The sequence below is a fragment of the Aquabacterium sp. genome, from assembly GCF_035476535.1.
GTDB lineage: Bacteria > Pseudomonadota > Gammaproteobacteria > Burkholderiales > Burkholderiaceae_C > Pseudaquabacterium.
In genome coordinates this window covers 1-14,088 of sequence record NZ_DATILJ010000168.1, presented here as the reverse complement: position 1 = coordinate 14,088, position 14,088 = coordinate 1, and the positions used below count along the sequence as shown (strand labels likewise).

Below are 14,088 nucleotides of genomic sequence, written 5' to 3'. Positions count from 1 at the left end.
GAAGCAGGTCAGCGACGCCGAGATCCGCGCCGGCCTGGAGCGCAATCTGTGCCGTTGCGGTTCGCACATGCGGGTCATCGCGGCGGTCAAGAAAGCGGCCGGGGGGCTGGCATGAAGCGGCGCGACTTCCTGCTCAAGGGCACAAGCGGCCTGGTCATCGCCTTCAGCGTGCCGCTGCAGGCATTCGGCCAGGCGGTGCCGCAGCCCAGGATCGACCCGCGCTTCGTCAACGCCGGTGCCTGGCTCGAGATCGCACCGAATGGCGCGGTGACTTTCTACACCGGCAAGGTGGAACTCGGCACCGGCGTCGACACCGCGCTGGCACAGATGGTGGCCGAGGAGCTCGACGTCGAGCTCGGCAGGATCGCGATGGTCATGGGCGACACCGAGCGCTGCCCCGACCAGATCGGTACCTTCGGCAGCATCACCGTCGCGCTCGCAGGGCCGCAGGTCCGGCAGGCCGCGGCGGAGGCACGGCTCGCGCTGCTCGAACTCGCCGCTGCCAAGCTCGGCGCGCAGGGCCTGAAGACCGAGAACGGCGCGGTGATCGCGCCGGACGGCCGGCGCATCGCTTATGGCGAGCTGGTCGATGGCAAGCGCCTGCAGCGGCCGCTGTCGAACAACGCCAAGCTCAAGGATCCCGCCGACTTCAAGGTCATCGGCAAGTCGGCGCCGAGAATGAGCCTGCCGTCCAAGGTGTACGGCACGCACAACTACATCCACAACCTGCGCCTTCCCGGCATGCTGCATGGCCGGGTGATCAGGCCGCCGGTGCATGGCGCGTCGCCGGTGATCGTCGACGACTCGGCACTCAAGAAGCTGCCCGGCAATCCGCGCGTTGTCCGCAAGGGCAACTTCCTGGCCGTGGTGGCCGACCGCGAGGAGCGGGCGATCCACGCGGCGCAGGCGCTCAAGGTCGACTGGGGTGCGGCGCCGGTGTGGCCGCCGCAACAGGATCTGGCTCAGCTGCTGAAGGCCGGCCCGACCGCCGATCGGGCGCTCGACACCGCGGGCGAAGTGGAAAAGGCGCTTGCGCAGGCAACCAAGACCCACAGTGCGCAGTACTTTGTGCCTTATCAACTGCACGGCTCGATCGGACCTTCGTGTGCGCTGGCCGACGTGAAGGCCGACCGCGCCACGCTCTGGTCGCCGACGCAGACCTCGTTCAACACACGCGACAGCGTGGCGGCGATCCTCAACATGCCGCCCAGCCAGGTGCGCCTGATCTGGCTGGAAGGCTCGGGCTGCTACGGGCAGAACGGCGCCGACGATGTCACGGCGGACGCGGCCCTGCTGTCGCAGCTGATCGGCCAGCCGGTGCGCGTGCAATGGATGCGCCACGACGAGAACCGCAGCGAGCCGAAAGGCGTGCCGATGGCGATGGAGGTCAAGGGCGGCCTCGACGCGGCGGGCAACATCGTCGCCTGGGACTACCAGGTGTGGAGCGTCAACCATGGCGGCCGACCTGGCTTCGCGCAAGGCGGCAATCTGCTGGCCGGCGATGAGCAGGGCATGAGCAAGCGCTTCGCCCAGGTCGGCGCGGACATCAACGCCAAGCCCAGCTACGCGCTGCCCAACAAGCGGGCGGTGCTGCGTGAGGTTCACTCGACGCCGCTGCGCACGTCGTCGCTGCGCGGCCTGGGTTCGCCGGCAAACACCTTCGCCAATGAGTCGTTCATCGACGAACTCGCCTATCTTGCCGGCGTGGATCCACTCGAGTACCGCATTCGCCACCTGAAGGACGAGCGCGCCATCGCCGTGCTGCGCGAAGTGGCCAAGCTCTCGTCCTGGCAGGCGAAGACGGCGCCCGCCAAGTCAGGCGTCGGCAAAGGCGTCGCATTCGTGCATTACCACAACAGTGCCGCGTACGTGGCAGTGGCGCTGCAGGTGCGGGTCGACGCCGAAGGGCGCACGCGCGTGCAGAAGGTCTGGGTGGCACACGACTGCGGGCTGATCGTGAATCCCGACGGCGTCAAACAGCAGATCGAGGGGAACGTCATCCAGACCCTGAGCCGTGCGCTGATCGAGGAGGTTCGCTACAACCGCCGCGGCATCGACAGCCTCGATTGGGCGAGCTATCCGATCATGCGCTTCTCCGAGGTACCCGACGACATCGTGATCAGCCTGATCAACCGGCCCAACATGCGCGCGGTTGGCGTCGGCGAGTGCACGGCCTCGCCGATGATGGCCGCAGTGGCCAACGCCATCTACGACGCGACCGGGACGCGCCTGCGCGACGTGCCGTTCACGCCAGAGCGGCTGAAGGCGCGGCGCGCCGCTTGAAGCGAAGACTTTGAAGCCGTCATTGCCGCCAGCCATGCCGGCGGCAGTCTGCACGCAGGCCCCAAGCGGCAAGGCGAATGCAAGTGCCGCCGCCACGACCCAACCGAATCCATTCTGCGACCCGCCATGAGTGACGAATTGCCGCGCCTGTCGAACCACCAAGCCGATTTGCTTGACCAATGCGAGACCTTGCTTTCCAAAGGTCGTATCGAACGTCGCCAATTCATGGCGCTTGCCATTGGCCTTGGCGTCGGCGGCGCCCAGGCCACGACGATGGCAGAACAAGCTCTGCGCGTGCAGCAGAACCAGGAGACCCTGGCCAAGGCACTGCGCACACGCTATGACTACATCGTCTGTGGATCGGGTTCGGCAGGCAGCGTGATTGCCGGCGAATTGGCCCGCAGAACCGGTGCTCTGGTGCTTTTGCTGGAAGCCGGCGGGACTGATCTGACGCCCAATGTGACCAATCCCGTCGTTTGGCCAAGGAATCTGTGGAGCGACCTGGACTGGAAGGATCTTTCCGAGCCGGCCGCTGGACTCGATGGCCGGCGAATCCGCATGAACACCGGCAAGGTCCTCGGCGGCGGCAGCAGCATCAATGCGGCCAATTACTCGCGCGGGCACCGGGCGGACTATGAGTTCTGGGCCGCCGAAACCGGTGATCCCGCATGGAACTACGCCAGTGCGCTCGATATCTTCAAACGCCTGGAGAACTGGCAGGGGCCTGCCGACCCGCAACGCCGCGGCCGTGGCGGCCCGGTCTGGGTGCAGCCTGCCGCGAATCTGCATCCCGGCGCGGTGGCCATGCTCGACGCGGCCGCCAAGGTCGGCATACCGCGCTTCGAGGATGCCAACGGCGCCATCCTGGAGAGCATGGCTGGCGCCGCGCCATTGAGCCACAGCATCCAGGACGGCCGCCGGCGCAACATGCCGTCGAACTTTCTCTACCCCGTGATGGACCGGCCGAACCTGACCGTGCTGACCGGCGCGAGTGTCGATCGCCTGGTGATCCAAAGAGGGCGCGCGACTGGCGTCGTGATGCGTTGGCAAGGGCGCTTGCTGACGATCGAAACGGAGCGCGAGGTGATCGTCTCCACCGGCGCCCTCAATACGCCGAAGCTGCTGATGCTGTCTGGCATTGGAGACGAGCGCCAGTTGAAGCCGCTGGGTATTCCGCTGGTTCTGCATCGCCCCGAAGTCGGCCAGAACCTGCAGGACAACATCTTCCTCGCCGGTTGCCTGTGGGAGTACAAGGAAGCACTGCCACCGCGCGCGGGGGTCGCCGACGCGATGGTCCTGAACAGGACTCGAAGCGATCTCGACGGGCCGAACATGTACACGGTACATACGCAGAACGGCGCCGCCAGTCCAGAGATCACCAGGCGCCACGCCCCGCCGCCGACCTGCTGGGGCCTGGCTCCGGGCCTGATGCGCACTGAAAGCCGCGGCAGTGTGGGCCTGGTATCCACCGATCCGGACGCCCGGCCGCGCGTCAACGCGCCCTACCTGAATGACGCCAATGATGTGCGGGCTCTCATCCACGGCGTCGAGTTCGCTCGCGAACTCGGCAATTCGCCGACCATGCGCGAATTCGTCAAACGCGAAGTGCTGCCGGGCCCGCTGAAAGGCGACGAGATGGCTGCGTTCGTGCGCGATGCCACGACCACCTATTTCCATACGGCCGGCACTTGCCGCATGGGCAAGGACGATGGGGCCGTGGTCGACGCAAAACTGAAACTGCGCGGCATCGAAGGGCTGCGCGTCGCCGACTCTTCGGTGATGCCGCGGCTGGCCACCGGTCCGATCATGGCCCCGTGCATGCTGATTGGACAGCGCCTGGTCGATGTTCTTCTGACGGCCGGTCGCTGAAGCGCCATGGCGGGCCAGAAGGCAGAGTCAACCGCTCGCCGAGTCCGCCGGTCTTCTGCATTCGCCAAGCCCAATTGACCAATTGACCAATTGACCAATTGATCAATTGATCAATGGTCGCTTCATTCGCGTGGAGCGCTACTGCTTATTGCCGCAAACGCGGCTGATGACGTGATTCGCCCGCAGGGCACAAATGAGGAGACAAACTTATGAAACTCGATAAGCTCGTCAGGTCCGTGGCCAGCGCGGCAACGATCATCCTGTCGCTCGCTTCAGCGGATGCGTTCGCCCAGGCGCCGATCAAGATCGGTGTCATCCAGACCTACACCGGCCCGCTTGCAGGCCCCGGCACCGACGCGTCGAACGGCTTCACGCTGTTCTTCGAGCAGAAGGGCAACATGGTCGCCGGACGCACCATCCAGTTGATCAAGGAAGACGACGCGGCCAATCCGGCGCAGGCCATGGAACGTGCGCGCCGGCTGGTCGAACGCGAGAACGTGCATCTGCTCTCGGGCATCACCAGCAGCGCGGTGGCCTATGCGGTGCGCGACTACGTGCACGGCAAGGAAACGCCGCTGGTGCTGATGGGCGCGGCCGGCTCCAACAGCCTGACCAACGAACGCGGCAGCCCCTACATCTTTCGCGCCAGCCTCGGCAACCGGCAGTTCAACGCGCCCTTCGGGCCCTATGCCTGCCAGAAGCTCGGCTACAAGCGAGTCGCGATCATGGCGAGTGACTTCGTCACCGGCCATGAGCAATCGAAGGGCTTCAAGGAAACCTACGAGAAGGCCGGCTGCAAGGTCGTGAAGGAGATCTTCGTGCCGCTGGGCACCGTCGATTTCGCGCCTTTCCTGACCCAGATTCCGGCCGGCGAGGTCGACGCGGTGTGGGCGATGTTCTTCGGTGCCGATTCGATCGGCTACGTCAAGCAGTACGACGCGCTGGGCTACAAGGCGAAGCTGCCGCTCGTCGGCGCCGGCGGCCTGCCCAGCGAGCGGCTGCTTGCTCCGATGGGAACCTCGTCGGTGGGCATCACGTCCGCGATGTTCTACACGGTGACCCTCGACACGCCGGAGAACAAGGCCTTCGTTCAAGCCTATCGCGCCAAGTTCAACAACGTGCCGGACGCAACCTCGGCATCGGGCTACACGGCTGCGATGGCGATCGCTGCGGCGCTCGAGGCGGTGAACGGCCGCATCGAGGACAAGCCGGCGTTCCTGGCCGCGCTGCGCAAGGTGGAGCTGACCCAAGCACCCTACGGCCGCTTCCGCTTTGATGCCAAGCAGAACGTCGTCTTCGATACCTTCGTGACCAGGGTGCAGGCGCGCGACGGCACGTTCGTGCCCGTCATCGTCGACAAACTGGCGAGCGACGTCGATCAGTTCTGGCAATACAAGCCCTGACCAGCGGCGGCGAAGCATGAGACCCACACCCTCGACTGCCAGCAGATTGCGCCCCACATGCTGATATCGATCATCAACGGCACGGCCTACGGCTGCCTGCTGTTCCTGCTCGCCGCCGGTTTTTCGATGATCTTTGGCGTGCTGAAGATCGTCAATCTTGCGCACGGCTCGTTCTTCCTGTTCGGCGCCCACGTGGCGCTCAGCGTCTACGAGGCGGGCTTCGGCCTGCCGCTGGCCGTGGCCGCCGGTGCCGCGACCGGTGCTGCGCTCGGCTGGTTCTGCGAACGCACGCTGCTGAACCAGCTGCAAGGCGATTACCTCGGGCAAGTGCTCGTCACGATGGGCCTGCTGTTCATCCTGAGCGACGTGGCACTGGTCATCTGGGGCGGCATGCCGCGCATGCTGGCCCCGCCCGGGTGGCTCGGCACGTCCGTCGCGATCGGCGCATCGACCTACCCGGTCTACCGCCTGGCGCTGATCGGGGTCGGCGTCGCCGTCGCGCTTGCGCTGTGGTGGTTGATCGAACGCACGACCTTCGGGGCACGGTCACGGGCCGCCGTCGACGACGAAGAAACTGCAACGGCGATCGGCATCTCGGTGCCGCGGCTGCGCCTGGCCGTGTTCAGCCTCGGCGGCCTGCTCGCGGGCTTGAGCGGCGCGCTGGGTTCGGGCTTCATGGGCGCGCGCCCGGGCCTGGACATCGAGGTCTTTCTGCTGGCCCTGGTGATCGTCGTGATCGGCGGTGTCGGCTCGCTGGGCGGGGCCTTTCTCGCGGCCATCCTCGTCGGCATCACAGACTCGCTGAGCAAGTCACTGTGGCCGGAATCATCCTATTTCGCCCTGTTCGCACCGATGGCGGCTTTCCTGATCCTGCGTCCGACCGGCCTGTTCGGGCGGCCGATGAACGTGCGGCCGCCGACGCGCAGCGCGCGCGGCAGCCTCCTGCGCAACCCCTCGGTGGCGCGCGTCGGGCGGGCGGCCGTCGCGCTGTGCCGGCGCCTGCCGCCGCGCGGCTGGCTGGTGCTGAGCCTGGCCGCGATCGCGGCATTGCCCTTCCTTGCCACGCCCTACGGCGTGGGCATCGTCACGCTGTGCTTCATCTGGGCGGTCTTCGCGATCGGCGTCAACGTCGCCCTCGGTTATGTCGGCATGCCGTCGCTCGGCCATGCGGTGTTCTTCGGCAGCGGCGCCTATGCCGTGGCCCTGATCGGCAGCCATACCGGCGTCGGTGGCTGGCCCGCGCTGGTGCTTGCCGTCGGCGTATCGGCACTGATGGCGGTCGTCGTCGCCTGCATGGTGCTGCGCACCAAGCAGGTCCAGCTGCTGCTGGCCACCGTGGCGGCCGGGCAGGTGATGTGGGGCATTGCGGTGAAGTGGCGCTCGCTGACCGGCGGTGACGACGGCACGTCCAATCCAGCCAAGATCCTGGTGCCGGGATTCGAAGGGCTCAGCGCCACCAACCACATCTACATCATCTCGGCAGCGGTGTTCATCGCCGTGTGCATCGTCGCCGTCGTTCTCGACGGGTCGCGCTTTCGCCGTCTGCTCAACGGCATTCGCGAGAACGAAGTCCGCATGGCCACGCTCGGCTACGACACCGGGCTCTATCGCTTTGGCGCGTTTGTCATCTCGGGCACGATCAGCGGCATCGGCGGGGCGCTGTTTGCGCACTTCGCGTCGTTCGTCAGTCCCGATCTGCTGTCCATCGCCACATCGGGGCAGGTGCTGCTGATGGTCATCGTCGGCGGTGCCGGCACGCTCGCGGGTCCGGTCGTCGGTGCCTTCACGATCATCCTGCTCAAGGAGTTCCTGTCCGGCTGGACGGACCGATGGCAGGCGATCTACGGCCTGCTGTTCATCCTCGTGGCGCTCTTGTCGCGGCAAGGCCTGATGGGCGTGATCAGGGGCTGGCGATGACGGGCCCCTGCGTTCTGCGCCTGCGTGGCGTCGCGCTGTCGTTCGGCCGTGTCGAGGTGCTGCGCGGCGTGAATCTCGATGTGCATGCGGGCGTGCGGCACTTGCTGCTCGGCCCCAACGGCGCCGGCAAGACCACGCTGTTCAACACCATCAACGGCCACCTGCGGCCGAGTGCCGGCACGATCGAGTTCGATGGCAGCGATGTCACCCGGCTCAGCACCGGCCAGCGGGCGCGGCGCGGACTCGGGCGCACCTTCCAGATCGCCAGCCTGTTCCCGCAGCTGACGGTGTGGGACAACCTGCTGATTGCCGCACAGGCGCCCAGTCTGCTGAAGAAGGGCGCCCGGGCCGCCAACGCTGACGCGGCCGCCGCGCTCGAGCGCTCAGGCTTGGCGGCCCAGCGCAACATGATCGTCGGCAACCTGGCCTATGGCCAGCAACGGTTGCTCGAGATCGCGATGGCGTTGGCCACCAAGCCTCGCATGCTGCTACTCGACGAGCCGATGGCCGGCCTGACGCAGGAAGAGCGCGGCACCTTCGCCGAACGTGTCGTCGAGCTCAGCACGCACACCGCCATTCTGCTGATCGAGCACGACCTCGAAGTGGCGCTGCGCATCGCCGAGCATGTCACGGTGCTGAGCCTGGGCGCTGTCGTGTTCGACGGCAAGCCGGCCGATGCCTTGTCGGCACCGATCGTCAAAGAGATTTATCTGGGCTAGAAGCGATGACCACCGGTCTGCATATCGAAGATCTGCATGTCTACCTCGGCGACTCGTATGTCGTTCAAGGTGCCACGCTCACCGTGTCCACAGGTCGCGCCGTGGCGGTGCTCGGCCGCAACGGGGTCGGCAAGACAACGCTGCTGCGGGCGATCATGGGTCTGACCGACCCGGTGCGCGGCGGCAGCATCGCCTGGAACGGCACCGAGATCACGCGCCAGCCGGCGTGGGCGCGCACGGCACTGGGCGTGGCCTATGTGCCGCAAGGGCGGCGCATCTTTCCGTCGCTCTCCGTTGAAGAGAACCTGCTTGTGGCCCGCCGCCCGGCGCGCGCCGGCTCCGCGCCGTGGACGATCGAGCGGCTCTACGCGCTGTTCCCCAACCTGCGCGAGCGGCGCGATCAGCGCGGCAATGCGCTCTCGGGCGGCGAACAGCAAATGCTCGCACTGGCGCGCGCGCTGATCTCCAATCCGCAGATCATCCTGCTGGACGAGCCGACCGAAGGCCTGGCGCCCATCGTCGTGCAGCGCATCCTGGACATCCTGAAGGCCATCCGGAAGGAAGGGCTGGGGCTGCTGCTGATCGAGCAGGACTTCCGCTTCGCCTCCGCGCTGGCCGACGAGATCACGGTGATGCAGGCCGGCCGCTTTGTCTATCGCGGCGAGAGCCTGAGCCCGGCCGAGATCGCCGACGTGGCAGGGCGCTACCTTGGCGTCGGCTCCGGCCATTAGCCACACACGCGACTTCCAGTGACTTCCACAGACGCCATGACGAACCCGACCGATGCGCTGATTGCCGATCTTGTGAGCGCGAATCACATCCTTGCCGATCAGGGCGTGGTCGACGGCTTCGGCCACGTCAGCGTGCGCACGGAGGCCGGAGAAGATCGTTTCCTGCTCTCCCGCTCGATGGCCCCGGCCCTCGTCGAGGCGCCGGACATCATCACCTACGACCTCGACGGCAACGGCCTGGATGCCCAGGGCCGCGCCGGCTACCTCGAGCGTTTCATCCACTGCGAGATCTACCGTTCGCGACCCGATGTGATCGCCGTCGTCCACAGCCATTCGCCATCGGTGCTGCCTTTCGGCGTGGCCAGGACCCGGCTGCGTCCGGTCTACCACATGGCCGGCTTCCTCTCGCAGACCAGTGTCTTCGAGATCCGCGACGACTTCGGCCCCGGCACGGACATGCTGGTCAGCAACAGCCGCATGGGCGCCAGTCTCGCCAAGGTGCTGGGCTGCAATTGCGTCACGCTGATGCGCGGCCATGGTTCGGTGGTGGTCGGCCGCAGCCTGCACGAAGCCGTCTATCGGGCGGTCTATACCGAGATCAACGCCAGGGTGCAGACGCAAGCCCAGGCGCTGGAAGGCCCCATCGAATTCCTGACGAATGAGGAAGCTGCGGCGGCGACGCAGACCAACAGCGCGCAGCTCGGCCGCTGCTGGGCCTTGTGGGCCAGTCAAGCTGCCGCAAGGCGACCGCCGAGCCTTCGGACGCCGCGGCAGCGTGGTGTGAAAGCCATTGCAGGCGCGGCCCGGTCATGATTCGCCGCCGCCTGCTTGCCGGCGCCTGCGCCATCGGCGTTCCCTGGTTTCGCGCGCACGCCACCGGCACCGACGCGATCAGCAGCGACAGCACGATCGTGCTCGGACAGAGCGCGAGCTTCTCTGGAGGGCTGGGTGACATCGTCAAGGAATTCAACGCTGGCGCGCAACTGCACTTCGACGAACTGAACGCGCGCGGCGGTATCCACGGCCGGCGCATCCAACTCGTGACGCTCAACGACGATATGGCGCCGGCCAAGGCTGTGGCCAACTGCCGGGCGCTGCTCGCCGAGCATCGTGCGTTCGCGTTCTTCGGCTGTGTCGGATCGATCACGGTGGCGGCCGCGGCGCCCGTGTTTCGAGAGAGCAACGCGCCGTTGCTGGGCCACCTGGCAGTCGGCGATTCGGCGCGCCAGGCCGCGCGTGGTGCCGCGTACTTCGTGCGCGCAACCTACGGGCGGGAGGCCGAAAAGTTGGTCGAGCATCTCACCACGATCGGCATTTCGCAGATCGCGGTGGCCACGCTCGACAACTCCACCGGCGCCGACTTGCTCGCGTCGGTGCGCAAGGCGGTCACCGCGCGAGGCGGGTCCGGAGCCGATGTTGCTTCCGCGGCCATCAAAAGCGACGGCAGCAACATCGTTGCGGTAGGCCGCAGCTTGGCCGCGGCGCGGCCACAGGCGCTGATCGTGTTCTTCTCGGGTCCGCCGGTCGCCGAGTTGATGAAGACGATGTGGCTGGAGGGGTCCAACCCCAGCTTCTACGGCATCTCGGTGATGGCCGGTGAACTGGTGGCCAGGTCGCTGGGCGGGCAGTTCCGCGGGCTGGTGGTCTCGCAAGTGATGCCCTATCCGTGGGCGCCGGTCGAGCCCACCGCGGTGGCTTTTCGCAAGCTTTGCGAACAGCACAAGGTGCGCATCGGATACGCGAGCTATGAGGGTTATGTCAACGCCCTCGTCGCCGCAGAAGGGCTGCGCCGCACCGGGCGCGATGCCCGGCGTTCCACGCTGCACGCCGCGATGCAGGCGATGAAGGTCCGCCTGGCCGGCATCAACTTCGACTTCACGCAGGGCGATCCCACCGGCTCGAGTTTCGTCGAACTGGTGCGCGTGTCGTCCGAAGGCCGCTTCGTGCGCTGAGGCTCTAGCCAAGCCGCAGTGCTTCGCAGTCGATGCCACCAAGCCTCATTGTTGACGGCGTTGCGCTCGACCGCATCGCTCGAGTCGCGTGTTGCTCGGTGTTTTCCTCAAGTCGCACTGACGCAATGACGCAAACCCATGTCGCAATCACAGGCGACGACGGCGGGTCGCGCCTGGACACTGTGTTGGCCCGGCGCCGCGCTGCCGGCCGGCTGCAAGGGAGCAGTCGCTTCGTCAGCGCGCTGGGCACTTCATGTCAACAAGGTCAATAGGAGACAGTCAATGAAGAGGATAACCCGCAATGCCCTCGTCGCCGTTCTGCTCGGCGGCTGCACACTGTGGAGCGCCCAGGCGCAGACCACCATCGTCACCGGCACGCGCGATTTCGGCGGCGCTTCCCTGGGCACGTCCTGCAACGGCAGCAGCGAGAGCCAGGCGCCGGTGGTGCTGGTCAGGGCCGGAGGCGTGGTCAGGAACCTGCGCATCCGTGCCGGCGGTGGCGCCGACGGCATCCATTGCCAAGGCACCTGCCGGCTGGAGAACGTCGTGTGGGAGGATGTCTGCGAAGACGCCGCCACCGCATTGGGTGGCTCGGGCACGACGATGACCGTGACCGGCGGCAGCGCCGCCAACGCCGCCGACAAGATCTTCCAGCACAACGGCGTGGGCGGTGCCGTGAGCATCAGCAACTTCGCAGTCAACGGCTCGAACGGAAAGCTCTACCGCTCCTGCGGCAACTGTCCGTCCCAAGGCAGGCGAACCGTCAACATGAGTGGCATCACGATCAACGGCAGCCTCAGCTCGGGCATGGCCGGCGTGAACAAGAACTACGGCGACGTCGCGACCATTCGTTCGGTGCGCTGGAGAAACTGGAACTCGACCAGCAACAGCGATTCCGCCTCTGCATGCATCCCCTACAACGGTGTCACCAGCGGTTCATCCCAGAAGCTGCCGCCGGAATGGGGAACTGCCACCTGCAATGTGAGGCGCAGCGACATCACGCGCTTCTGACGCCGCGGCGCGGGGGGGGCTGATCGCAGGCGGCCGAGCCGTTTTCTTGCGCGCTTCATCCCCCGCTCAATGGCCCGATCAGCCAACCCTGATCCACTGCTGACCCCTCGCGACAACGCGCACCTCGATGCTGTACCTCCTGTTGACGGGACTGCTGACCCTGACGTCGATGGCGCTGCCGGCCTACGCCGACCCGGCCGTCGCTGCACTCGAGGCGCAGGTACTGAATCCGGACTGGCACCTGCTGCGTCGTCCGCGTTGCGGCAAGTTGCTGGTCGCGGGCAGCGATGGCGTGGTCTGGACGGCGCCCGCCGGCCGACACCCGGCCTGGCAGCCAGCCCGGACCCGGCACGACGGCAGGGTGATCGACATCGTCGAGGCGCCCGATGCCTTGCTCGCCATCGGCACCCGTGGCCTGCTGCTGCGTTCTGATGACTGCGGCCAGCACTGGACAAGTTTGCAGGACGGCGGCGAGGCGGACCTGTTCGTCGCCGTCGCCGCTGACGACGATCTGCTCGTGGCGGGCGAAGGCCGGCGCCTGCTGCGCGGCGACCGGTCCGCATCTCGCTGGCTCCCGCTCGAGAGCCCTGTCGATGTGCCGCGTGCTTTGGCCGCGGTGCGCACCGGTTCGCTCGCGCTGCGCTGGTGGCTGCTGGGCGCCGATGGCGACTTGTGGCGATCGGACGACCGTGGCGAACGCTGGACCCGGGCCGATGCGCCGACCCCTGACCTGCAGACCTTGGCCGCTGATGGCGACGTGCTGATCGCAGGCAGCGGGCGCGGAGAGATCCACACCCTCGGGTCCGACGGGCGTGGATGGCGCCGCGCGATCAACCTGCCGGGCGCCAGTGTCGACCATCTCTGGCGTGGCCCTGCCGGCTCTTGGTGGGCCTGGGGTGCAGGCGGCGGTTGCGCCTGGGCGCAGCGGGCACAAGGCCCGTGGCGGGGCTGTCGCTTGCCGGGCAGGCGCCTGGTCCGTTCCATCGCCACAGATCCGTCGGGCAAGGCGTGGGTTGCCGCGCTCGAAGGCGCACAACTGATGCGCAGCACCGACCGAGGGCACCGCTGGCAAGCCACTGGACTTGGCGTCACCCCAAGGTCCGGGCGTGCCATCGAAGCGGTCGCCTGGGATCCGGAGCGGGGCGGCTTCTGGGCCGCAGGCTCCGGCGCGTGGCTGCTGGCAGGGTCCGCGGACGGCGCGCAATGGACCCCGTCGCACGCGGCACCGTCCTACGTGCACGACCTGCGTCGAGTCCCTGGCGGGGACCTGCTGGCCGTGATGAACGATCGCTGGATGGCGCGCAGCGCCGATGCGGGCAGCAGCTGGGCGCTGCACCACTTCAAGCAACTGGATGAGCCGGCCTACCTGACCCACATCGGTCACGACGAACAGCGATCGGCGGTGCTGGTCAGCGGCAGCCAGGGAGCGCTGATCCACAGCCCGGATGGTCGCCACTGGCGCAGCCACCGCACCGGGCACAAGCGGGGTTATCTCGGCATGCTGCCCTTGCCGAGCGAGGATGCGGTGCTGCTGTTCGGCAGCCCGCGCCACGGTCTGCGGGTGCGGATGAGCGATGGCCTGCTCGCCGACATGCCCCTGCCGAGCCCGGACGTGCTTTACGGCGGCTTCCATGATGCGGGTCGGCAACAGGTGTTCCTGCTGGGCGCCAACGGCGCGCTCTTGCACTCCGGCGACGGCGGGATGCGCTGGACGTCCACCCGGGTCGGTTCCCGCACGCTGCATGCAGGCGTGGCCACACCCGATGGTCAAGCCCTGCTCGTGGCCGGCGAGTCCGGTGCCCTGTACCGTGCGCAGTGGCGGATCGACGGGTCCCTGGGCGACTGGCGGGCCGTGGGCGATCAAACCGGCGATTGGCGCCACCTGATGATTGATCAAGACACGGGCAGCGTCTGGTTGCTCGGACTGAACGGTGGCCTGAGGCAGTCCATGGACAGCGGCCAAAGCTGGCAGACGATCGCTCTGCCCACCACAGCCCACCTGCGCCGACCCGCCTTCGACCTTGTGCGGCGGGTGTGGTGGATGCCCGGGCGTGACGGAACCTTGCTGCGAGGCTCGCCGGATGGGCGCGAGTGGCACTCGGTGTTCACGCACACCCGCGAGCACCTCAAGGGCGTGCTCGTCCACCCGGCGACGGGCGAACTGCTGCTGTATGGCGCACGCCTGGTGCGGCTGACGGAAAGG

At 67.1% G+C, this 14,088-nt stretch carries 10 protein-coding genes; all 10 read left to right on the top strand.

The window, feature by feature from the left end:
* The first annotated feature begins 111 nt into the window (after positions 1-111).
* Complete coding sequence (locus VLK61_RS16300) at positions 112-2,283, top strand: xanthine dehydrogenase family protein molybdopterin-binding subunit (RefSeq protein ID WP_325422666.1); 2,172 nt, start codon at positions 112-114, stop codon at positions 2,281-2,283.
* Positions 2,284-2,409: 126 nt separating this feature from the next.
* Positions 2,410-4,152 carry a GMC family oxidoreductase gene (locus VLK61_RS16295; RefSeq protein ID WP_325422665.1) on the top strand — a complete coding sequence of 581 codons (1,743 nt, stop codon included), beginning with the start codon at positions 2,410-2,412 and terminating at the stop codon, positions 4,150-4,152.
* 209 nt (positions 4,153-4,361) lie between these two features.
* The gene (locus VLK61_RS16290) at positions 4,362-5,555 is read left to right on the top strand and encodes an ABC transporter substrate-binding protein (RefSeq protein ID WP_325422664.1); all 1,194 of its coding nucleotides are present in this window, start codon (positions 4,362-4,364) and stop codon (positions 5,553-5,555) included.
* A 57-nt stretch (positions 5,556-5,612) separates the two neighbouring features.
* Positions 5,613-7,472 (top strand): ABC transporter permease, encoded by a 1,860-nt coding sequence (locus tag VLK61_RS16285; protein WP_325422663.1) that lies wholly within the window; start codon positions 5,613-5,615, stop codon positions 7,470-7,472.
* Entirely contained in the window at positions 7,469-8,191 is a 723-nt protein-coding gene (locus tag VLK61_RS16280) for an ABC transporter ATP-binding protein (RefSeq protein ID WP_325422662.1), read from the top strand. Before VLK61_RS16285 ends, VLK61_RS16280 begins: the two co-directional genes overlap by 4 nt.
* Before the next feature lie 5 nt (positions 8,192-8,196).
* The gene (locus VLK61_RS16275; RefSeq protein ID WP_325422661.1) at positions 8,197-8,922 is read left to right on the top strand and encodes an ABC transporter ATP-binding protein; all 726 of its coding nucleotides are present in this window, start codon (positions 8,197-8,199) and stop codon (positions 8,920-8,922) included.
* A gap of 36 nt (positions 8,923-8,958) precedes the next feature.
* Positions 8,959-9,735 (top strand): class II aldolase/adducin family protein, encoded by a 777-nt coding sequence (locus VLK61_RS16270; RefSeq protein ID WP_325422660.1) that lies wholly within the window; start codon positions 8,959-8,961, stop codon positions 9,733-9,735.
* Entirely contained in the window at positions 9,642-10,874 is a 1,233-nt protein-coding gene (locus tag VLK61_RS16265) for an ABC transporter substrate-binding protein (protein WP_325422659.1), read from the top strand. The genes VLK61_RS16270 and VLK61_RS16265 overlap by 94 nt, the downstream gene beginning before the upstream one ends.
* Before the next feature lie 282 nt (positions 10,875-11,156).
* Positions 11,157-11,885 (top strand): pectate lyase, encoded by a 729-nt coding sequence (locus VLK61_RS16260; protein WP_325422658.1) that lies wholly within the window; start codon positions 11,157-11,159, stop codon positions 11,883-11,885.
* Positions 11,886-12,012: 127 nt separating this feature from the next.
* The coding region (locus VLK61_RS16255) for a WD40/YVTN/BNR-like repeat-containing protein (protein WP_325422657.1) at positions 12,013-14,088 on the top strand (2,076 nt) is incomplete at its 3' end.

What these genes read in the sequence shown, in the direction of transcription:
- VLK61_RS16290 (WP_325422664.1), top strand. Translation starts at nt 4,362, where the DNA reads ATGAAACTCGATAAGCTCGTCAGGTCCGTGGCCAGCGCGGCAACGATC.
- VLK61_RS16280 (WP_325422662.1), top strand. Translation starts at nt 7,469, where the DNA reads ATGACGGGCCCCTGCGTTCTGCGCCTGCGTGGCGTCGCGCTGTCGTTC.
- VLK61_RS16285 (WP_325422663.1), top strand. Translation starts at nt 5,613, where the DNA reads ATGCTGATATCGATCATCAACGGCACGGCCTACGGCTGCCTGCTGTTC.
- VLK61_RS16300 (WP_325422666.1), top strand. Translation starts at nt 112, where the DNA reads ATGAAGCGGCGCGACTTCCTGCTCAAGGGCACAAGCGGCCTGGTCATC.
- VLK61_RS16270 (WP_325422660.1), top strand. Translation starts at nt 8,959, where the DNA reads ATGACGAACCCGACCGATGCGCTGATTGCCGATCTTGTGAGCGCGAAT.
- VLK61_RS16295 (WP_325422665.1), top strand. Translation starts at nt 2,410, where the DNA reads ATGAGTGACGAATTGCCGCGCCTGTCGAACCACCAAGCCGATTTGCTT.
- VLK61_RS16275 (WP_325422661.1), top strand. Translation starts at nt 8,197, where the DNA reads ATGACCACCGGTCTGCATATCGAAGATCTGCATGTCTACCTCGGCGAC.
- VLK61_RS16260 (WP_325422658.1), top strand. Translation starts at nt 11,157, where the DNA reads ATGAAGAGGATAACCCGCAATGCCCTCGTCGCCGTTCTGCTCGGCGGC.